The sequence below is a fragment of the Reyranella sp. genome, assembly GCF_044224635.1.
GTDB lineage: Bacteria > Pseudomonadota > Alphaproteobacteria > Reyranellales > Reyranellaceae > Reyranella.
This window is the reverse complement of record NZ_JBGAKA010000007.1, coordinates 163,355-185,303: the sequence shown is the minus strand read 5'-3', so window position 1 is coordinate 185,303 and position 21,949 is coordinate 163,355. Positions and strand designations below refer to the sequence as shown.

The 21,949-nt window shown below is 67.6% G+C and carries 14 protein-coding genes; 3 read left to right on the top strand and 11 right to left on the bottom strand.

Annotated elements, in window-relative coordinates:
• Positions 1-38: 38 nt before the first annotated feature.
• The 4 genes from ACILR9_RS09385 to ACILR9_RS09370 all read right to left on the bottom strand — a co-directional run bounded on the left by ACILR9_RS09385 (position 39) and on the right by ACILR9_RS09370 (position 9,242).
• A complete protein-coding gene (locus ACILR9_RS09385) occupies positions 39-803 on the bottom strand; it encodes an SDR family NAD(P)-dependent oxidoreductase (protein ID WP_395709646.1) in 765 nt (254 codons plus the stop codon).
• A gap of 300 nt (positions 804-1,103) precedes the next feature.
• A complete protein-coding gene (locus tag ACILR9_RS09380; RefSeq protein ID WP_395709645.1) occupies positions 1,104-1,940 on the bottom strand; it encodes a phytanoyl-CoA dioxygenase family protein in 837 nt (278 codons plus the stop codon).
• Between the two features lie 15 nt (positions 1,941-1,955).
• Positions 1,956-2,897 (bottom strand): Bug family tripartite tricarboxylate transporter substrate binding protein, encoded by a 942-nt coding sequence (locus ACILR9_RS09375; RefSeq protein WP_395709644.1) that lies wholly within the window; start codon positions 2,895-2,897, stop codon positions 1,956-1,958.
• A gap of 345 nt (positions 2,898-3,242) precedes the next feature.
• On the bottom strand, positions 3,243-9,242 hold the full coding sequence (locus ACILR9_RS09370; RefSeq protein ID WP_395709643.1) for a tetratricopeptide repeat protein: 6,000 nt from the start codon (positions 9,240-9,242) through the stop codon (positions 3,243-3,245).
• Between the two features lie 162 nt (positions 9,243-9,404).
• Between ACILR9_RS09370 and ACILR9_RS09365 the strand changes: the two genes are divergently transcribed.
• The 3 genes from ACILR9_RS09365 to ACILR9_RS09355 all read left to right on the top strand — a co-directional run bounded on the left by ACILR9_RS09365 (position 9,405) and on the right by ACILR9_RS09355 (position 10,957).
• Positions 9,405-10,067: a peroxiredoxin gene (locus tag ACILR9_RS09365; protein WP_395709642.1), complete on the top strand. Its 663-nt coding sequence runs from the start codon at positions 9,405-9,407 to the stop codon at positions 10,065-10,067.
• A gap of 162 nt (positions 10,068-10,229) precedes the next feature.
• A complete protein-coding gene (locus tag ACILR9_RS09360) occupies positions 10,230-10,364 on the top strand; it encodes a hypothetical protein (RefSeq protein ID WP_395709641.1) in 135 nt (44 codons plus the stop codon).
• 224 nt (positions 10,365-10,588) lie between these two features.
• A complete protein-coding gene (locus ACILR9_RS09355) occupies positions 10,589-10,957 on the top strand; it encodes a thioesterase family protein (RefSeq protein WP_395709640.1) in 369 nt (122 codons plus the stop codon).
• A 113-nt stretch (positions 10,958-11,070) separates the two neighbouring features.
• On the opposite strand, the gene ACILR9_RS09350 is transcribed toward ACILR9_RS09355, so the two are convergent.
• The 7 genes from ACILR9_RS09350 to ACILR9_RS09320 all read right to left on the bottom strand — a co-directional run bounded on the left by ACILR9_RS09350 (position 11,071) and on the right by ACILR9_RS09320 (position 21,897).
• On the bottom strand, positions 11,071-12,114 hold the full coding sequence (locus ACILR9_RS09350; RefSeq protein ID WP_395709639.1) for a hypothetical protein: 1,044 nt from the start codon (positions 12,112-12,114) through the stop codon (positions 11,071-11,073).
• 201 nt (positions 12,115-12,315) lie between these two features.
• Positions 12,316-13,284 (bottom strand): oligopeptide/dipeptide ABC transporter ATP-binding protein, encoded by a 969-nt coding sequence (locus ACILR9_RS09345; RefSeq protein ID WP_395709638.1) that lies wholly within the window; start codon positions 13,282-13,284, stop codon positions 12,316-12,318.
• 25 nt (positions 13,285-13,309) lie between these two features.
• Positions 13,310-14,296, bottom strand: coding sequence for an ABC transporter ATP-binding protein (locus ACILR9_RS09340; protein ID WP_395709637.1), 987 nt, complete (start codon positions 14,294-14,296; stop codon positions 13,310-13,312).
• Positions 14,293-15,153, bottom strand: a complete 861-nt coding sequence (locus ACILR9_RS09335) for an ABC transporter permease (protein WP_395709636.1) — start codon at positions 15,151-15,153, stop codon at positions 14,293-14,295. Before ACILR9_RS09335 ends, ACILR9_RS09340 begins: the two co-directional genes overlap by 4 nt.
• Positions 15,153-16,160: an ABC transporter permease gene (locus tag ACILR9_RS09330; protein WP_395709635.1), complete on the bottom strand. Its 1,008-nt coding sequence runs from the start codon at positions 16,158-16,160 to the stop codon at positions 15,153-15,155. The genes ACILR9_RS09335 and ACILR9_RS09330 overlap by 1 nt, the downstream gene beginning before the upstream one ends.
• Entirely contained in the window at positions 16,160-17,743 is a 1,584-nt protein-coding gene (locus tag ACILR9_RS09325) for an ABC transporter substrate-binding protein (protein WP_395709634.1), read from the bottom strand. Before ACILR9_RS09325 ends, ACILR9_RS09330 begins: the two co-directional genes overlap by 1 nt.
• 239 nt (positions 17,744-17,982) lie before the next feature.
• Positions 17,983-21,897: a hydantoinase B/oxoprolinase family protein gene (locus ACILR9_RS09320; protein ID WP_395709633.1), complete on the bottom strand. Its 3,915-nt coding sequence runs from the start codon at positions 21,895-21,897 to the stop codon at positions 17,983-17,985.
• Positions 21,898-21,949 lie beyond the last annotated feature (52 nt).

The following is a 21,949-nucleotide window of genomic DNA, read 5'->3' as shown; positions in this document are numbered from 1 at the left end:
CTCACCCCAATCACACGGCCGACCAGTGGGCCCATGCCCTAGTGGATGGTGTAGCCACCGTCGACGATGAGATCGGCACCGGTCAGGAAAGACGCGTCCGTGGTCAGGAGCCAATGAACGACTTCGCCGATTTCATCCGGACGGCCAAACCGGCCCATCGGCACATAGGCCATGCGCCTCGCCGACTCCTCGGGCTGGTCGGCCTGACGATCAAGGATGGGTTGGGTGGCCACCGGCCCCGGCGACACGGTGTTGACCTGGATGTTCTGGGGCGCCAGCTCGAGCGCCATCGACTTCGCGAGATGGATCAACGCCGCCTTGGTCATGCCGTAGATCGTGCGCGTCTGGTAGGCGACGGAGCCGAGCTGGCTGGCGACATGCACGATGCGGCCGCCGCCCTGCCGACGCATCGACGGCAGCACCGCCTGGCTGGCGAGGAACGGCGCCCGCAGATTGACCGCGACGGCCTGGTCGAACTCGGCAGCGGTGAAGGCGCCGAACGGACGATTGATGCGAACGGCCGCGTTGTTGACCAGCATGTCGATGCGGCCAAATCGCTTCTCCGCTTCGGCCACCATCGCCTCGACCGCCGCTGGATCGGCAAGGTCGGCCGTCAGCGGAACGATCGCCTTGGCATCGCCCAGCAGGCCGGCACACTCCTTCGCGATCGGATCGGGCGGCGCATCCGCCGCCAGCAGCAGCCGCGCGCCCGATCCCGCCAGGCGACGGGCGATAGCAGCCCCGATCCCCACGGGCGACGACACCCCCGTCACGATCGCGACCTTGTCTTGCAACGGTTTCACGTGTGGTTTCTCCTGGTTCCAGAACGGCGATGGAGGCCGCCTTCATGTTCCTCCCCACCGCCGACGCCAGGAAGGTATCCTTCGGCTCCGTCCTCCGATGACGACAGGGCATTCTCATAAGAAAAAGGTCGTCCCGACCGAAGCTGAGCAACGCGAGGCGTAGTGGAGGGACCTTTCTTGTTCCAGCAGAGGAAGAAAGGTCCCTCGACTGCGCCACCCTTCGGGCGACTTCGCCCGGGATGACGGATTTTTTGCCAGATGCGAATGCCCTGCCCGATTACGGGGGAGGAGTAGAGGTCCTTAGCCAAGGACGCCGTAGCGCGCCTGCTGCTCGGCATGGCATTCGCGGTAGGTCGCGTAGGCGCGCTCGTGCGCTTCGGCCTGTGCGGCCGCGCTCAATGTGCGGGGATCGTCCTCGAGATCGAAATGGCCGTGGCGATCGACGCCGCGCACCAGGGTCGCCGACATGCGCCGGCTGCCACCGTGGCGAAGATGGGCCGGAATGTAGCTGATGCCGAAGCCGATGCGGCGGTCGTTGCTGCGGTTGGGCGGCGAGTTGTGTGCGATCAGCGTATGATGCAGTGAAACCTGGCCTGTCCCGATCGGCGCAAAGATGGCCGTCGAGGTGTCGATCGGCTGGCTGATCGAGCGCGCGCCGGCATTGATGGCGCCCGGCAAGGTCTCACGCCCATGCGCCAGCTGGCCCCAGCGATGGCTGCCGGGAATGAACTCCATGCAGCCCGCTTCGATCGAGGCCTCTGACAAGGCGACCCAGGCAGTGACATGCTCATAGGGGCTCAAGCCGAAATAGGTCGCGTCCTGGTGCCAGGCCGTGATGGCGTCGGTGTTCGGCTCCTTGATGAAGAACGTGCTGGTGAACACCAGGATGTCCGGACCGAGCAGCGACTCCATGACGTCGAGCAGGCGCGGATCCTCCACCAGATCGCGCGCCCAGGGGCAGCGGACATGCAGCTTGCGCCGGTTGCCCGCCGACACCGGTCCGGGCGGCAACGTGCGTTCGAACGCCTCGAGGTCGGCCCGCCAGCGCCGGGCTTCGTCGACGCCGAAGACATCGACAGGCGCATAGTAGCCGTCACGGTGGAAGGCGTCGATCTCTGCCTGGCTGAGCTTGGTCACGTCACTCTCCATCCATCAACCGCCGGTGCCGGTGGCTTTGGCAAGCGGTCCCCACTTTGCCGATTCGACGGCAAGGAACTCGGCCAACGCCTCCGGCCCGACCTTGCGCGGCATCTGATAGCCGAGCTCGGTATAGCGGCTTTGGATGGCGGGATCGGCGAGCGCCGCCTCGATCGCCTTCACGAGGCGATCGACAACCGGGCGCGGCGTGTGCGCCGGGGCCAGCATGGCCTGCCAGCTGCCGGCCTCGAAGCCTTTCAGGCCGAGCTCGTCCAGCGTCGGCACGTCCGGAACCAGACGCGAGCGGTCGAGTGACGAGACAGCGAACGCGCGCAACGCACCGCTCTTGACGTGCGGAACCAGCACGTTCTGCGAGTCCATCATGAAGCCGACGCGGCCGGCGACGAGATCGTTCATCGCGGCCGGCGTGGAGCGGTACGGCACGCGCACGAACTCGATGCCGGTCCGCTGGGCGAGCAACATCTGGCCGAGATCGGCCGAGCTGCCGGCGCCTGCGGACCCGCAGTTGATCGCTTTCGGATTGGCCTTCATGTAGGCGATGAAGCTCGCGAAGTCGGTGGCCGGCACCGAGGGATGCACCGCGAGCACGAACGGCATGACGCCGAGATGGCTGATCGGCTGGAAGGAGCGGACGGGATCGAAGGTCACGTGCGGAAACAGCTCGGCGATGACCGAATGCGCCATGCCGGTCACCAGCAGGCTGTAACCATCCGGCACAGAGCGGGCGATCTGGTCGGCGGCGATGGTCGAGCCGGCACCCGGCTTGTTGTCGACCAGCACCGACTTGCCGAGCGTGTTCGTCATGTGCTCCGCAAGAATGCGAGCCACCACGTCGATCGCGCCGCCCGGTCCGTACGACACCGTGACCTTCACCGGTTTGTCTGGATAGCCGTCCTGGGCGTAGGCCACACGCGACGAGCCCGCCGACAGGGCCATGGCCGCGCCCGCCTGAAGTATGCTCCGCCGCCGAATGCCGCGACGACTACCCGATGCTTCTCTACTGCTCATTACCCCTCCTCACGCGACACCTTCCCTGCGCAAGTATCATTCCAAATCCGGAGGCCGGCAACGAAGCGATCATCGCGGCGCGGCATTCCGCGCATCGGTCAGCGTCAAGGCCTTCTTGACAGGTGCTCTTGCGTGGCCCGCGACGCGAAGTGCCTTGTCAAACGGGCGGGGCCATGACTCTTCGCTAGGAGCGCGCCACTCCTGTGGGCTCATAGGATGCGTGATCGACCAGAAGAGCGCCACAGGAGTGGCGCGCTCCCAGCACTGACACGCTCACTCGCCTCCCTCGGCGGCAAGTCGAAGGCCTTCCGTCTTGATCTTCCAGTCTTCCGGACGCGCCCAGGGCGGCCGGTGTCGCCGGCGAGCGATCTGCTCGGGGAACTGTGACTCGGCGCTTTTCAACGCGGCACGGGCTTCGCCCGCCCGCCCGAGATAGGCCAAGGCAGCAGCGGCGTACAGATGCGGCGAGAAGAATTGCGGTCGCCGCTGCACCACCTGGCGATAGCTCTCCAGCGCTGCCTCATATGCTCCTGAGAAGAGCTGGAAGTCGGCGATGCCGTTCAGCCACTGCCAGGTCAGCGGATCGTGCGGGCTGACGCGCATCGCCTGCCGCAGTTGGCGAATTCCCTCCTCGTGATGGCCGGCGCGGCCCAGCACCAGGCCGAGCGTGCTCGTGACGAAGGCGCTGTTGGCGTTGAGGGCCAATGCGGCACGCCCCTCGGCGACGCTTTCTTTCCAGTCGCCGGCCACGCACATCATGGTCGCGAGCACGGCGCGCGCCGTTGCATCCTTGTCGTCGAGCGACACGGCCAGACGCGCTTCCGCGTGCTCGCGCCTCTCCAGGCCATCGAACGGGCACGTCGAGTAGAGCCACGAATCCCAGTACAGGGCGAGCGCATAGCCGTAGTGCCCCGGCGCAAATTTCGGATCGAGCGCGATGGCCTGTCGGAAGAAGGTTTGCGCGGTCCTGTTGTCCTCGGCGCCGTACTTGTGGAAATGCCACAGGCCGCGCTGGTAGGCCTCCCAGGCATCGAGCCGATCGGGCGACTTGCGCAGCACGCGCCGACGCTCGGCCTGGGCCAGGGTCGGTTCGATCACCGCCGCGACGCTGGCAGTTATCTCGTCCTGCATCGTGAAGATGTCGCTGGCCGCCCGATCGTAGCGCTCGGCCCACAAATGGGCGCCTGAGATCGCGTCGATCAACTGCGCGGTCACGCGAACGTCGTTGGTGCGCCGCCGGACTGAACCCTCGAGCAGGTAGCGAACGCCCAACTCGCGCCCGATCTGACGCGCTCCCAAGGCTGTGCCCTTGTAGGCGAACGCGCTGGTACGAGCGATCACGAACAGCTTGCGGAACCGCGACAGTTCGGTCGTGATGTCTTCGACCATGCCGTCGGCGAGATATTCCTGCTCAGGGTCGCCCGACAGGTTCAGAAATGGCAGGACCGCCAGCGACGGCTTCTCCGGAAGCTCCAGGCCGGAAGCGGCCGCAACGGCGGCGCCATGCGGGGCGGAAATCTCCACTTCATCCGGCGTTTCCGTGACGGTCTCGCCTGCGGCCATCCGAAGGCCCGACAGGTAAAGCGCGCGCTGGGCGGGGTCGCGCCAAATGGCGCCGTCCGGGATCGCGAAGTCGCAGATACCGCGAAGGCGCCGGACGATCTCCCTGGCGTCGTCCATCCTTCCCATGTGAGCATAGCACGCCGCCAAAAACTGGTAGGGTGCCGGAAGGCCTTCATCCTGCTGGATCGCCAGCCGAAGCTTCGTCTCGGCCTCAGCGAAGCGCCGCTGGAAGAAGTGCGCGGCACCGATGGTGAACGACGACAATCCGACACGGGCGCGAGGGCTGAGGCGAAGGGCTGTTTCCGCATGCGCGATCGCGATGTCTGATTGACCCGCCCAGTTCCTCACAACTGCGCTGACGTGCCAACCGCGGGCAAAATTCGGGTTGAGCGCAAGGGCACGGTCGACCAGGGCCGCCATCGCATCGATATCTTCCCCGAGTGCGGCCAAGGCCATGGCAGCGTTGGTGATGATGACCGGGTCGTCACCCGCCACTTCCAGAGCTCGCCGGGCATACGCGACGCCCTTGCGCGCGTCGGCGACCGGGTCCTCACTGCGTTGGTCGTGGATCAGCCGCTGGACGCACCCCGCCGCCCAGGCGAGCGCCGGCCCATAGTGGGGATCGCGCTCGATCGCCTGCTCCATCAGGCGGAGCGCCTCGGGGATTTGCCATGACGACGACCAGACCAGCGCATAGGCGCGCATATAGAGATCATAGGCAGTCAGATCGGCGGTCGGGCGGTTCGCGGAACGGGCCATCTCGGCGGTTTGCAAGGCAGGTTCGATGACCCCAGCGACGTTCGATGCCACTTTGTCCTGCAGCTCGAAGACGTCGTCGAGCGACCCGTCGAAGCGATCGGCCCAAAGATGCGCGCCGGTGGCCGCGTCGACGAGCTGCGCCGTGATGCGCACGCGATCGCCGGCTTTGCGGATCGAGCCCTCCAGCACGTACCGTACGCCAAGCTCGCGGCCGACTCGCTGCACATCGACGGATGGCCCTTTGTAGACGAAGCTTGAATTGCGCGCGGCGACAGACAGCCAGCGGATGCGCGTAAGCGCAGTGGTGATCTCCTCCACCATGCCGTCGACGAAGTATTCCTGTTCCGGATCACCGCTCATGTTCTGGAAGGGCAGAACCGCGATCGACGGTCCATCGGCGGCCTCCGTGGGCGCGAGCGCAGGCCTGTCGGCTCGGGTCGGCTGAGCCGTGAAACGGTCACCCCGCCCAGGGATCGCCTGCAGGCTGGCAAGCAACACCTTCGCCTCGACAAGATCGGACAGACCGAAGCCTTCGGTGAACCGCTCGTAGATTGGCGCAAGCAGGTCGCGTGCGTCCGTCGGACGGCCCTGCTCGCAGTGGAGTCGCGCCAGGCTGGTGGCGGCGCGCAGCTCCCAGAACCTGGCGTCCATTTTTCGTGCGATGCTGAGGGCCTCGCGATAAAGCTTGGCGGCGCCCTCGGGATCACCCCGGCGCAGCAGCAATTGTCCCTTGTGGCGGGTGAGCTCTGCCGAGTACCAACGCTCGCCTGTCTGCGAAGCCAGTGGAATCACATCGTCGAGCAGGGACACTGCCTCCTGGAACTGTCCGGCAGCCTCGCAGGCCATGGCCAGCAGATCGATGAAGGTCGGCAGCCAGATGACCGCCCCGGTTTTGCGGTAGGCCGCCAGGCTCTCACGCATGAGCCCGATTCCTCCCTCAACGTCCCCCTTCAGGGCTGTGGCGCGACCCCGGAAGATGGCGCTCCAGGCCGCGTAGTACGGCAGGCCCTGCTCGGCCGACACGGTCGCCAGCTCATTCGCCCGTTGCTCCATGATCGCGTGGTTGCCAACGAGCGACGCCTGCAGAGCCCCGAGAGCCAGTCCCACGGCGAGCGACGTCGGATGAGCCAGACGCCGGGCATCGGCGATCGCCGATGCGCTGCGAGCGAGCGCCTGATCAGGCCAGCCCAGGCTGCACAGCGTGAAGCCCAAGAACGACTGAGTCATCAGCGGGTGAGAGCCTGCCTGCTGGACCAGCGTGTCATGGACGGCAGGATCATAGAGGGCGAGCAGCCGCTCCAGATGGAACCGCGCCGTCTGAAGCTCACCCGACATGAAACAGTTTTGGCCGCAGATGCTGTGGCCCAACACGAGCCCGGCGGAGTCGTCGCGGTCGCGGCTCACCCGCAGCAATTCCTCGCCCACATACCGCGCCTCGGCGAGGTCGCCACCGTAGGCGTATGCCATCGACAGGCCATAGGCTACGTGACGCAACTCCGCCGGCGAGCCGAGTTGTTCCCACAGCTTGCGCATATGAGCATAGGCTTGACGGGTCTCGAGCGACGCCTGCCCTTTCAGGAACCTGAGCACGGCGCCCTGAGCACTGCGGATCTCCAGCTCCTGGCGCAGACTTGCAGCGCTCTCCGGCAGCAGCGCCGCCTGGTCGAGCGCCTTCTGGAACTGAGCCTCCGCCTCGGCCAGCGCCGAGCGCGCGGCCGAGCGGCGCCCCGCCTTGGCCCAGAAGGTGACGGCCTTCTCCGCCAAGCCAGCCTCGGTGTAATGCCATGCCAGCACTTCGGGCTGGGTCTCCGTCAGCCCCCGAGATTGACCTTCGAGCGCCTGTCCGATCCGCGCGTGCCACTGCCGCCGCGAACCGCGCAGCAGGCTGCCATAGGCGGCATCGCGGACCAGCGCGTGCTTGAAGCTGTAGACTGCAGTGGGCGGCATGCCGCGCTGGAATACCAGTTCGGAGGCGACGAGCTGGGCGAGAGCGCGCTTCAGCTCATCCTCGGAAAGTTCCCAGACGGCGCGCAGCAGCTCATACGAGAACTCACGTCCGATCGCCGCGCCGATCTGGGCCACCACGCCCGCCGAATCCGGACGGTCGAGCCGCGCCAGCAGCGAGGCATACAGGCTCGACGGGATCGCGAGCGCGGGCAATGGCCTGTCGATGACATAGCGATCCGTCTCCAACCGCATGAGACCGCTCTCGAGCACGCTCTTGGTCAGTTCCTCGACGAACAGCGGCACGCCGTCCGTGCGGTTGGCGATCTGCTCGATGATGGCGTCCGGCAGCGGCTTGCCGGCCACCTCCACGGCGAGTGCGATGCGTTCGCGCCTGTCGAGGCGGCTCAGCGCCAAGGTCGCCACCTGGGGCTGACCGGCCCATGCCGGCTGGAATTCGGGGCGATAGGTGATGATCACTAGAACATTCAGCTTGCGGGCGCTCTCGACAACGATGTCGAGCAGCTCGCGCGAGGTCGCATCGATCCAATGAGCATCCTCGAAGATCACCATCACCGGCCGTTGGCGTGAGAGACCCTCGAGCTGCCGGCACAACGCCTCCAGGACCCTCGCTTTCCGGCGCGCCGGACTGACATTGGGCAGTGACTGGCCCTCCGGCAGGGGCAATCCCAAGAGGTCGACGAGGAAAACCGTATCCTCGTCGCTGAGATCGGCGCGAGCCAGCAGAGCGCGCAGCTTCTCCAGCCGCGCCGCCGGCGTGTCGTCACGACCGAAACCGGCCGCTCGACCAAGCTGGTCGGCGAAGGGAAACAGCGGACTGTCGCAATGATGCGGCGAGCAGAAATAACGCAGACTGAAATACGTCTCACTGTCGAGGCGCTCCTCCAGCGCCACGACGAGGCGCGACTTGCCGAGGCCCGCTTCGCCGGTGACCAGCGCCACCTGCCCCGCGCCACCTGCGGACCGTGACCACAGGCGCAACAGCAGCCTGGTCTCCTCCTCGCGGCCCACCAGCCGCATCAGCGCAGGTCCGCGCAACGCTTCGAAGCGGCTCACCGTCATGCTCTCGCCCAGCACCCGCCAGACGCGGGCGGGTTCACCCCCGGTATCGATCGTGCCGAGTTCGCGACAGTCGAACAGCCCTCCGATCAGTCGTCGCGAATCGGGGTCGATTATCACGACCCCAGGTTGTGCCGACAAGCGAAGCTGGATAGCGAGGTTCGGAGCATCGCCGACGATCTCGCGGCTCGCGTCAGTGCCGCCCGCGGTGAGATCACCGATGATCACCATGCCGGTGGCGATGCCCACCCGGCATTGCAGGCCGGCGAGCGTGCCATTTCCTTGAGCGCCGACCGTCGCACACAAGGAGAGTCCCGCGCGAACCGCCTGCTCGACGTCATATTCGCGCGTCACGGGATAGCCAAACAGCACAAGCACTGAATTGCCGAGATGGTCGGTCACGAACCCGCCGTAGCGATCCGCCGCTTCCCCGACACACCGTTGAAAGACACCGATCGCCTCACGCAGGTCCTCGAGGTCCCTATCGTAGGCGCGACGTGACGGTCCGATCAGCTCGCAGGACAGCACGGTGATCTGACGCCGCTCGGCACCCGCACGCGGAGCTGGCTCGGGCTGGCGCGGACTCCCGATCGGTGGCCGCCTCGTGCCGGTCGCACTCCTGGCAAGAACCGGGCCGGTGAAGCGATAGCCGCGGCGCGGCATCGTCTCGATCCAGCGCTCGCCGCCGGGACTTTCACCGAGGACCTTGCGCAGGGCGGCGATCTGCACCGTCAGGTTGCTCTCTTCGACCACCTGACCGGGCCACCCGGCATCGATCAGCGCATCCTTCGTCACCAGGGCGCCGGGCCGCTCCACCAGGGCGCGCAACAGGGCAATTGCCCGGCGGCCGAGCGCCAGCGGCTCGCTTCCGCGGAACAGGAGGTCATCCTCGGTGTCCAGCCGGAATGGGCCCAGCTCGAAGATCATCGCGCGGCAGACCTTAGCGATTTCGGAACTATTTTGGAAATTCTTCGGGCCGCTTTCAGGACCCCTGGGCGGAAGGGGTGCAGGTTGCCAGGACCCAACACGTGCCTGTCCCCCTGCCGCCGGCAGCGCCAGGGCAGGCGCGACGATCCGAGGAGCCCTCCCATGTCTCTGCGCATCAACGCCGAAGCCCCCAACTTCACCGCCAACACCACCCAGGGCACGATCGACTTCCACAAGTGGATCGGCGACAGCTGGGCGATCCTGTTCTCGCATCCCAAGGATTTCACCCCGGTCTGCACCACCGAGCTCGGCTACATGGCCGGCCTCAAGCCCGAGTTCGACAAGCGCAACACCAAGATCATCGGCCTCAGCGTCGATCCGGTCGACAATCACGCCAAGTGGTCGAAGGACATCGAGGAGACCCAGGGTCACGCCGTCACCTATCCGATGATCGGCGACACCGAGCTCAAGGTGGCGATGGCCTACGACATGCTGCCCGAGGGCGTCGGCACCACCTCGGAGGGGCGTACCGCCGCCGACAACGCCACCGTGCGCTCGGTCTTCGTCATCGGACCGGACAAGAAGATCAAGGCGATGCTGACCTACCCGATGACCACCGGACGCAACTTCGACGAGGTGCTGCGCCTGCTCGACTCCTGCCAGGTGACAGCCAAGCACACGGTCGCGACGCCCGTGAACTGGCGGCCGGGTGAGGACGTCATCATTCCGCCCGCCGTATCTAACGAAGCGGCCGCCGCGAAGTACCCGAACGGCTGGAAGACCGTGAAGCCTTACCTCCGCGTGGTCGCCCAACCGCGCGACTGAGGTTTCAGGGAGACCGCTGCCCGCGGTCTCCCGCCCGCGAATCGGGGGGAGGCCCGGAGAGGCGGGTCATGGGGGCGCTACCCGCGAAGCGATCGATCTCCATCGACTTTTTCTGTCCCGGGCAGCGAGTTCTTCCTGACACGCGACGAGGAAAGCTCCGGTGTGATCGACGTCAGCCACATCCTGGGTGACGACACGCGGGATGCCTATCTGATCGACTTGCAGGCGCACTACAATTTGGGCGGCGAGCTGGTGCAGGGCGGCCAGCTCATGGTGATGTATCAGGATCTATTCTGAGGGAACCCTCAGCAACACGCCCACGCCCGGCCCCAAGGGTTGGGCGCCCATTTGCAAGGGTTGTCCGTCCAATTGAAATGATCATTCTCCACCCCAGCGTCGCCGGGGCGGAGAATGGGATGGCTTCTCCATCGACACACGGGCTCACTCTGCGCGCAGCCAAACATTGGCGCGGCCGTGAAACTCTGCTTAGGTCGCCTCTCGAGAAGGAGAGGAGATCCGACATGGCGAGCGAACCGCTGACCCCAGGCCTCACGAAAGAGATCACGACGACGGTCGACGATGCGCTGGTGGTTAGGCACATGGGAGGCGATGGCGTGCTGTCGACTCCGTCGATGATCGGCCTGATGGAACGCGCGGCGATCCAGGCGGTGCAGGCCCAACTCCCCGAAGGTCATACGACGGTCGGCTTCGAGGTCAACGTCAAGCATTTCGGCGCCACCCCCAAGGGCCAGAAGGTCACGGTCAAGGCAGAGCTCCTCGAGGTCGACGGCCGCAAGCTTCGCTTCAAGGTCGAGGCGCACGACGAGGACAAGAAGGTCGGTGACGGCACACACCGCAGAGCCATCATCCAGGTGCAGAAGAAGAGCTGATCACTGGGGTCTTTGGCTCCGTCGAGACAGCGGCGCGAGGCAAGGCCAAGACGCGTGTGATGGATTTTCTCGAGCGCTCCCAGCGAATCCCAAGCGGAGCGAGGGACCGTCAGTTATCGGGGAGCTGACGTGGCCTTTGCCCCGATGACGATGCGGATGGGAGCGTCGGTCGGCGCCGGCGTCTGCGGACCGTCGAGCGCGCCGCGATAGCGGCGCCAGTCCGCCGGCCAGTCTCCCTTCGCTGCGTTGAACCCGGCCGAGCGCAGAGCCTCCACGAGAGCGGACGCGGCCTCGTTGATTGCCGGGTCGCTGCCTTCCCTGATGAGAACGACAACACCGAGAATTCCGGCCACGCCGGTCCACGTCCATGTCTGCGACGCCCAGCCGGCGTCGCTGAGATAGGTTGAGATCGTCGCGGCTGCCGGCGGAGCTTCGGCGACGCGATCGAGGACAAACACGGCGGCGTTGGTCCCGGCATACTTCCGCAAGCTCGCGACGATGGGCGACGATGACGATGGCTGCCCATCCCGACTCGCCGCGGTGCTTTCAGATGTGGCCTCCGGCTGGGCAGGGCGCGGCGTCTCAGCCGCCTTCCCCTGGCTCGGGACGACCGCGCGCGCGGTGGCGTCCCTGACAAGCTTCGCCAGATCGGCGAGGCGCTGCTGGATCGCCGCCGGATTGAGCTGCGGCGCCGGCGCCTTCTCGCCGGCGGTCCCCTGTGGCGATCGCTCGTTGGCCTCGCGGGCAGCCATCCGTGCCGACCGATCGTTGGCCTCGCGGGCCGCCTGCTCGAACGCCGTCGCGCGTTCACGGGCCTTGGAAGCTTCCTGTTCGAGCGTTGCTGCCCGCTCGCGCGTCGCCGTCATCTCCTGCTCTAGCGCCTTCGCCCGTCCCCGCGCCGTGGAAACCTCCTGCTCGAGGGTGGCGGCCCGCTCCCGTGCGGTCGCGACATCCTTCTCGAGCTGCACGGAGCGGCCTTCCACGTCCCTGAATCGATCGACCGCGGCATGCTCGTGGTCACGCACGGCGCCGTTGAACCTGAACGACAGCCATGTCGTGGCCCCGAGCGACCCGACGGCCAGCACGGTGGCAGCAAGGCTCGCGATCATGGCCCTGTCCATGAAGGTCGCCCATCCCCGGAGCTGATCGATATCCATGCTCACCACTCCCACTACCGGTATTCGACCCGGCCCATCAGGTGACGCCTGATTGCCACCCTCTAGACCCGCTTGGGGGATCTCCTGCCTGTTCCTCCTTGTTGGCCAGGAGGGCCTGCATGTCCAAGGCCATTAGTTCATCGACGGGAACGATCGCCCCGCATGTCATCACGAAATCCTCGATGGGCGCGACCCTCATGATCATCTGTACCTTTCAGCCACTAATCCCGCAGCCGGTGGACAGGCAAGGCCCTGCACGAGCGGCGGCGGCGCGCCGGCGCGACACGATTCCTCGGCGCGGCGGCAGCGCGGATGGAACGGGCAGCCGGCCGGAATGGCGGCCGGGTTGGGCGGTTCGCTGGGCGCAGCAGCGGGCACGAGCGCGCCGCCCAGCCGCGGCACCGACGCCAGCAGGGCCTGGGTATAGGGATGCCGCGGCGCGCCGAAGACCTGCTCGGCGCTGCCCTGCTCGATGATGCGGCCGAGATACATCACCGCCACTTCGGCGCACACCTGCCGCACTACGGCGAGGTTGTGGCTGATGAACAGGAAGGCGAGCCCGCGGCGCTGCCGCAAGTCGGTCAGCATGTCGAGAGTCTGTGCCTGCACACTGACATCGAGCGCGCTGGTCGGCTCGTCGAGCACCAGCAGCTGCGGCTCAGTGGCGAGCGCGCGGGCGATACAGACGCGCTGCTTCTGGCCACCCGACAGCTCGTGCGGGTAGCGGCGCAGGAATTCACCGCCCAGACCGACCTCGGCGAGCAGCTGCTCGACGCGGTTGCTGAGCTCGTTGCGCGGGACCAGGCGCTGGATGATCAACGGCTCGGCGATGGCGGCCGCCGCGGTCAGCCGCGGATCGAGCGCCGCCGACGGGTTCTGATGCACCAGCTGCAGGCGGCGGCGCAGCGGCCGCATCGCCGCCTCGTCGAGTCCGGTGATGTCCCGGCCGTCGAACACGATTCGGCCGGCGCTGGGCGGCGTCAGCCGCAGCAGCAGGCGCGCCAGGGTGGACTTGCCGCAGCCGCTTTCGCCGACCAGGCCCAGCGTGCCGCCGGCCGCCAAGGCCAAGTCGACATGCGCCACCGCCGTCAGCCGCCGCGGCGGCTGGAACGCCGTGCGCGGCAGCGCGTAGGTTTTGGCCAGCCCGATCGCCTCGACGAGTGCGGTCATGACGGCCCGCTCACGAGGGGGACGCTCATGACGTCTCGGCGTGATGGCAGGCGACGCGATGATCGGGCGCCAGCGCGCGCAGCACCGGCTTGGTGCTGCGGCAAATCTCGCTGGCCCTGTCGCAGCGCGGATGGAAGCGGCAACCGCCGGGCGGCGCCAGCAGGTTGGGAATGCTGCCGGGGATGCCGCGCGGCTTGTGCGCCGGGTCGTCGAGGTCGGGCACCGCGGCGATCAGGCCCCGCGCGTAGGGATGCAGCGGATGGGCGAGCAGCGAGACGGTCGGCGCCTCCTCGACCACCGTGCCGGCATACATCACGGCGACCCGCGCGCAGCTTGCCGTCACGACTCCCAGATCGTGGCTGATCAGCATCAGGGCGAGCCCCTTCTCGGCCACCAGGCCCGCAATCAGCGCCAGCACCTGGGCCTGCACCGTGACGTCGAGCGCGGTTGTGGGCTCGTCCGCCACCAGCAGCGCCGGACCGCCGGCCAGCGCCATGGCGATCAGCACGCGCTGGCGCATCCCGCCCGACAGCTGATGGGGATGGCTCGCCAGCAGGCGTTGCGGCTCCGCCAGGCCGACCGAGGCCAGCAGCTCGGCGGCCTGCGCGCGGATCGCGCGGCGCGGCCGCACGGCGCCGCCCAGCGCCGCCTCCTGGCCGCGAATTGCATCCTCCATCTGGGTGCCGATGGCGAGCAGCGGATTGAGGTAGCTCGCCGGATCCTGGAACACCATGGCGATGCGCCGGCCGCGCAGCCGGCGCATGCCCGCCTCGGGCAGCGCCAGCACGTCCTCGCCCTCGAACAGGATCGCGCCCGACACCACGCGCGCCGGCGGCGACTCGTTCAGGCGCAGGAGGCTGCGCGCCAGCACCGACTTGCCGCAGCCGGTCTCGCCGACGATGCCCAAGGTCTCGCCGGCGCCCAGCCTGAGGTCGATGCCGTCGAGCACGTGCAAGGTGCCGTCGAACGTGTCGAACGCCAGACGATAGTCGCGGATCTCGAGCAGGCTCATCCGCGGTTGCTGCGCGGATCGAGGATGTCGCGCAACCCGTCGCCCAGCAGGTTGAAGCCCAGCACCGAGGCATAGATGAAGGCGCCGGGAAAGATCGCGTACCACCACCAGTCCGGCAGGTAGCCGCGCGCGATCGAGATCATGGCGCCCCATTCCGGCGTCGGCGGCTTGGCGCCGAGGCCGATGAAGCCCAGCGAGGCGACGGCGAGGATGGCCTGGCCGATATCCATGCTCATCTTGACGATGATCGGGGAGATGCTGTTGGGCAGCACGTGGCGCCACAGGATGCGCAGCCTTGGCGCGCCAGCGACGCGCGCGGCCTCGATGAAGGCCTCCTCGCGGATCGACAGGGCCTTCGATTCGGCGAGCCGCACGTAGCCCGGCCACCACACCAGCACCAGCGCGATCATCGCGTTGACGATGCCGGCGCCGAGGGCGGCGACAAGGGCGATGGCCAGCACCAGCCCGGGCACTGACAGAAAGAGGTCGGTGAGGCGCATGATGATCTCGCGCACCCGGCCACCCACCGCGCCGGCCAGGATGCCGAGCGGCACGCCGATCGCCGCCGCCGCGAACGTGATGCCGATGCCGACCAGCAGTGACAGCCGGGCGCCGATGATGGTGCGGGTCAGCACGTCGTTGCCGACCTCGTCGGTGCCGAACCAGTGGGCGGTGCTGGGCGGTTGCAGCTTGCCCGACAACCGCACCGCGCCCGCAACGTCGTCGGGATAGGGCACGATCCATGGGCCGATCAGCGCCAGCAGCACGATCAGCGCCACCAGCACCAGCCCGAGCATCGAGGCGAAGCTCCGGCCAAGCTGCCAGGCCGCCAGCCGCAGGCCGCGCGACACCGCCATCAGGCGTGCCTCAGGCGCGGATCGAGCACGCCGTACAGGAGATCGACGATCAGGTTCACCAGCATGAAGTTGAGGCCGATGATCAGGGTCACGCCCATCACCGGCTTGAAGTCGCCGGCGATCGCCGACGACACCGCATAGAGGCCGATCCCCGGCCAGTCGAACACCGTCTCGACCAGCACGGTGCTGCTCATCATCCAGCCCCAGCGCAAGCCGATGATGGCGAGCGTCGGCAGCATCGCGTTCTTGAGCGCATGCACCGTCACCAGCCGCCATGGCGACACGCCATGGGCGCGCGCCGCGGTGATGTAGTCGGCGCGGAGCGCCTCCACCATCTCGCTTCTGTTGACACGCAAGATCGAGGCGAGGCAGGGCAGCGACAGCACCAGCGCCGGCAGCAGGACATAGGACAGGCACTGCACGAACAGCGGGCCGTTGCCGCGCAGCAGCGAATCGACCAGCAGCAGCCCGGTGATCGGATCGCCGGGGTCGGTCGAGACGCCGATGCGGCCGCTGGTCGGCAGCCAGCCCAGCCAGGCGGCGAAGCCCAGCTGCAGCAGCAGGCCGAACCAGAACGGCGGCAGGGCGATGCCCGAGACGGCGAATATCCGCGTGGCGTGGTCGAGCCATTTGTCCTTGAACAGCGCCGACAGCATGCCGAGCGAGATTCCCGCGACCAGACCGATCGCCATCGCCACCAGGCAGAGCTCGAGGGTGGCGGGAAAGTAGCGCGCGAGATCGCGGCCGACCGATCGCCCGGTCGCCACGCTGCGGCCGAACTCGCCGCGCGCGAGGTCGCTGACGTAGCGCACGAACTGCTCGGGCAACGGCTTGTCGAGCCCGTAGTCGCGCCGCACCTGCTCGATCTGGGCGCGGCCGGCATCCGGTCCCGCCGCCAGCGCGGCGGGATCGGACGGCGCCACGTTGGCAATCGCGAAGGTGAGGCAAACCAGGCCGAACAGCATCAACCCTGCCAGCGCAATGCGCCGCAGCAGGTAGACGAGCATCAGGCGTCGATCCACATCGGGTAGAGATCGACCTCGCCGGTGAAGCGCACGGGGCTGAACTCGAAACCCTTGACGTAGTCGCGCATCGACCAGGTGCGGTTCGGAATCATGCCGAAGATCTCGGGCTGGTCGGCGACGATGCGCTTCTGGATCTCGCCATAGAGCGCCAGGCGCTTCTGCTTGTCGGTCATGCCGCGCGCCTCGGCGATCATCGCCCAGGCTTCCTTGTCCTCGTAATGGGACATGCCGTAATAGAGGCCCCACGAATCGCGATGATACTGGTAGGCCACGGTGTCGGGGTCGGTACCGATCGGCGTGACGTAGACCGAGGTCATGTTGGCTGCGGTGTCAGGCTTGGAGCCGCGCGCCACCATGGTCGGCCACGGCTGGCCGACGATGTTCAGCTTGATGTCGAGCGCGCGCAGGCTGTCGAGCAGCACCAGGCCGATGCGGCGCGCGTCCTCAAGGCCCTGGACGTGGACATACTCGAGCTCGAGGCCGCCACTCGGCACCTTGCTCTTGGCGAGGAACTCCTTGGCCTTGGCGACGTCCTTGCGCGGGATGCCGGGCACGGAAATGTAGCCCTCCATGGTCGGCGGGAACGGGCTGTCCATCAACGTCGCACCGCCATTGTGAATGGTGATCAGCGCCTCGTAGTCGAACGCATAGGCGATCGCCTTGCGCAGGTTGATGTCGGCGGTCGGCCCGTTCTGGCAGTTGAACTTTATGCCGAAGGTGGTCGAGCCGGGATGATCCTCGTTGCGCACGCCGGGCAGCTTGGCGAGCTGCTGCATGTCGTCGGGCGACATGTTGGTGATGACGTCCATCTCGCGGCGCTGCAGGCCGGCGCGCCGCGGCGCCGCCTCGCGCACGATGCGGTAGATCGCGCCGGCCAGCCGGTTCTTGTCGCCCATCGGCCAGCCCTTCCAGTAGTCGGGCACGGCATCCATGTGGATCAGGGCGTTCGAGTCGAAGCGCTTCAGCTTGAAAGGCCCCGAGCCCGCCTCGTTCTCGGTCAGCCACTTCTTGCCGTAGTCGCCGTCGACGAGGTTGGCCTGGACCTGCTTCGGATTGACGATGTACCACCACGGCACGTAGCTGATGAACGGCTGGAATGGCCGGTCAAGGACGAAGCGCACGGTCCTGGCGTCGACCGCCGTGATTTTCTCGGGCTTGAGGAAATCCTTCAGCATCCAGGCGACGCCGGCATTGAGCTTCAGCCCGCGCTCGAACGAGTAGCGCACCGCCTCGGCATCGACCGGATCGCCGTTGTGGAACTTGGCGTTGCCGACCAGGTGGAAGGTGTAGGTGAGGCCGTCGGGCGAGGCCTCGTACTTCTCGGCCAGCCACGGGATGATTCGCGGCGGGTTGCCGACGTACTTCAGGAGCCCGTCATAGACCGACTGCTGGATCATGCGCGTCGACCAGTCGTAGCGCATATGCGGATCGAGGACCGGCACCGCCTGGTTGCCGGAGAACACCAGGATCTTGCGATCGCCCTCCTTGTCGAAGGCCCAGCTCATCGACGGCGCCAGCGCCGACAGGGCGGCGCCATGCAGGATAGCGCGACGGGTGGTGGTCATGGTCTTTTCGCTCCGCTTGAAGATTCGTGAATTCATTGGACGCATATCATTCTCCTCCCCAGCTTCGCTGGGGAGGTGTCCGCGTAATCGCGGACGGAGGGGTCATGAGCAGCGGGACTGAGGCTCATGACCCCTCCGCCCCGTATGACGGGGCACCTCCCCAGCAGAGCCGGGGAGGAGAATGAGAGGCGGACCCATATGCGAATGCCCCCCGTAAGACGGGGGAGGAAAACTGGTAGTCACAATCTCTCCGGTGTCAGTTCGCGCTGGCGCAAGGTCGCCTCGATGTCGATACGGCCATCGGCGGTCATCACGCAACCATAGTCGCGCGCCGCGCCTTCGGGCGTGATGTAGCCGTTCTCGAGGTCGCGCGCGATGTCCTCGATGGTGCGCTCGTGCGGCGGGTCGAAGCCCGAGCCGCCGGCGATCATGACGTCGATGACCAGCCGCTCGTCGGTCATCGCCACCGTCTCGCCCGTCGCCACGTCGTGGACCGTGCCGTCGGCACGCTCGACCCTGCCTACCGCGCCGCCCCCCGGCAGGCCGCCGAACAGGCCCTTCACGTGGATGCCGTGGCCCTCGGGGTACAGGCCGACCATGATCGGCTCGCCGTCGACCAGACGGCGTGCACGCATGCGCTGGCCGAGGCCGCCGCGCCGCCGTCCCGGTCCGCCGCTGTCGGGCACCAGGCTCTTCTCCAGGATCACGACCGGCATGCGACTTTCCAGCAGCTCGACCGGCGTATTCGCGGCGGAGGTCGGGAACAACAGGCCGGACTTGCCGTCCTGACGCTGCGAGGCGCCCTGCCCGCCGCCCATGAAGAAGTGATCCGAGGCAACGCGGCCCTGCAGGTTGCGGCCGTAGAAGCCGAAGGCTTTGGGCATGCCGGTGAAGGCCTGGACCTTGTCCGGGATGGCCGGCGCCAGCGCACGGTACAGGTTGGGCCCAAGCCACCACGAGATGCGCGTGCGGTAGGCGACGGCGGCCGGCGGATCGCAGTTCAGCGAGCTATGCGGCGGCGCCGTCACCGTGATCGGCGCGTAGCATCCGGCATTGCCGCGCACACCCGGCGTCAGCATGCACTTCACCGGGTAGCTCGAATGCGCCGCGGTGACGTTCATGGTGCAGTTGACGCCGCCCTTCGGCACCTCGGGCGGCGGATCGACATGCTCGATGCGGATGGTGTCGTCCTTCTTGTGGACGCGCACCTTGAAGCGAAGCAGGTCGACGGCACCGGGCCGCGCGTCGAGCTCGCTCTCGTAGACGCCGTCCGGCACGGCGCGGATGGCCGCCCGGGTCGCCGCCTCGCTGCGCGCCCGCACGACGGCGGCCAGGGCCGTGAGATCCTCGAGCCCGTACTCGGCCATAAAGGCCAGCAGCCGCTGCCCGCCCAGCGCATTGGCCGTGATCATCGACTGGATGTCGCCCAGCACCTGGTCGGGGTTGCGCACATTGGCGTGCAGCAGGCGCAATATCGACCGGTCGGGCTTGCCGGCCTCGTAGAGCTTCATCGGCGGGATCAGCACGCCCTCGTCGAACAGCTCGCGCACCACGCTGGAATCCTTGACGCCGCCGATGTCGCTCACGTGCCCGACGGTGCCCATCAGCGCCACCAGCCTGCCCTCGCGGAACACCGGACTGACCAGCGCGATGTCGAACAGATGTCCGGCGCAGAGCCACGGGTCGTTGGTGACCAGAACGTCGCCCTGACGCAGCGTCTCGGGCGGGAAGTGCTCGAGGAGCGACTGCACGCAGCGCGTCAGGGTGAGGTTGAACAGCGGCATGGCGCGCGGGCTGTGCGCCAGCGGGTTGCCCTGTGGGTCGAGGATCTCGTTGGCGAAATCCTGGCTCTCCGAGATGATCAGCGAGTAGGCGGTGCGGCACACCGTCTGCCACATCTCCTCGACGATCGAGATCAGCCGCGACCACATGATCTCGAGCCCGATCGGATCGGCCTCGATCCGCGCCATCGCCGCCTCCAGCGACATGCCGGGCGTCACGATCGCCTGCGCGTCCTGGGCCGCCGCGACGTCGATGCGCAGGTTGCGCGCCGCATCCACCCTCAGCCTGTCGCCCGGCGCGATCACGGTCGTCGCCTCGCGCTCTTCGACAATGGCCGGGCCTTCGACCGTCTGACCGGGCGCCAGCGCATAGCGGTCGTAGACCGGCGTGTCGTGGAACCTGCCGTCGAAGAAGGCCGGCCGATGGCCCTTGAGCGCTGCCCCGGCGGCGCTGCCCGCGACTGCGCCGCTGAGGGCAATCTGCGGCTCCGGTGCGCTCGCACGCACGCGGAAGGACAACACCTCGATCTCGGCATCCTCGACTACGCGCGTGTAGAGCACGCGGTAGGTCTCGGCAAACGCCGCGCGCAGGTCGGGCAGGCTGTCGCCCGAAAGCACGCCGTCAGGCAGCCGCACCATGATCTGATGCAGCTGGCCGACCAGCCGCATCTCGGCGTAGCGCTCGGCCTTGATGACGCCGTCGGCGACACCGGCCGCATGCAGCCGGCTGCGCGCCTGCGCCTCGAGCTCGCCGAGATCGACGTTAGCCTGCGCCCAGTCGGTGCCGTCGCTCAGCGCCGTCAGCGCGCTGCGCGACTGCTCGAAGGCGAGCGGCGCCACCAGGAAGCCCAGCGCCGAGGCGGCGCCGGAGGCCGGCGGGATCAGCACCTGGCCGATGCCGAGCACGCGGGCGACGCGCACCGCATGCGCCGGGCCGGCGCCGCCGAACGCCACCATGGCATAACGCCGCGGGTCCCTGCCCTTCTCGATCAGATGGACGCGAGCCGAGCTCGCCATTGCCTCACAAACGACGGCGTGAATCCCGGCCGCCGTCTCGATCGCCGGCAGGCCGAGCTTGTCGCCGAGCCGTGCCAGCGCGGCCTCGGCGGCCGCCTTGTCGAGCGTCATGCTGCCGCCCAGGAAGAAGCCCGGGTCGTAGTAGCCCAGCAGCAGGTTGGCGTCGGTGACCGTGGCGTCCTCGCCGCCCTGGCCGTAGCAGGCGGGCCCGGGCGAGGCGCCGGCGCTGAGCGGCCCGACCTTGAGCAGGCCAGTCTCGTCGAGGCCGGCGATCGAGCCGCCACCTGCACCGATCTCGATCATGTCGACGACGGGCGCCTTGATCGGCAGGCCGGAGCCGCGCTTGAAACGGCGCACGCGCGCGGTCTCCATCATCGGCACGACGGCGGCGCGGCCGTTCTCGATCAGGCACGATTTTGCGGTCGTGCCGCCCATGTCGAAGGCGATGGCGTCGGGCAGCCCGGCCTCGCGGGCAAACAGCACGGTGGCGAGCGCCCCGCCGGCCGGGCCTGACTCGAGCAGGCGGATCGGGAAGGTGCGGGCGACCTCGGGCGCGCACAGCCCGCCGTCGGACTGCATCAAGCGCAGCGTGCCGGCGAAGCCCAGCGAGTCGAGCTCGCGCAGCAGGCGGCCGATGTAACGATCCATCAGCGGCTGCACGAAGCCGTTGGCGCAAGTCGTCGCCAGGCGCTCGTACTCGCGGATTTCCGGCGCCACCTCGCACGACAGGCTGACCGAGACGTTGGGAAAGGCCTGGCGCAGGATTCGGCCGGCTGCCTGCTCGTGCGTCGGATTGGCGTAGCTGTGCAGGAAGCAGACGGCGATCGCCGAGCAGCCGTCGGCCACCAGGCGTGTGCCCTCGGCCAGCACCGCCGCCTCGTCGAGCGGCCGCAGGACGCGGCCGTCATAGGCCAGCCGCTCGGTGATCTCGATGCGGCGATGGCGCGGCACCAGCGCGTCGGGGAAGCTCAGGAACAGGTCGTAGATGTCGTAGCGCTGCTCGATGCCGAACTCGAGGACGTCGCGGAAGCCGCGCGTCGTCAGCAAGCCGAGCCGCGCGCCGCGATTCTCGATCAGGGCATTGGTGACCAGCGTCGTGCCGTGCAGCAGCTCGCCGACATCGGCCACCGAGATGCCCGCGGCCGAGCAGATGCTGCGAATGCCCTCGAGCGCCCCGTCCGCCGGATCGTTCGGCGTCGTCAGGCACTTATGGAGCGAAATCCCGCCGGTCGCCGCGTCGAGCAGCACGAAGTCGGTGAAGGTGCCGCCGATATCGAAGCCCAGCCGATACCGCGGCGACGCCGGAGATGCCGTCCCGGCAGATGCCAGATCAGGAGATGCTCGCCCAGTGGCCATCATTCGCCCTTCCAGAAAACGCGCGCGCGACAGGAGGCAAATCCTAGGCCGT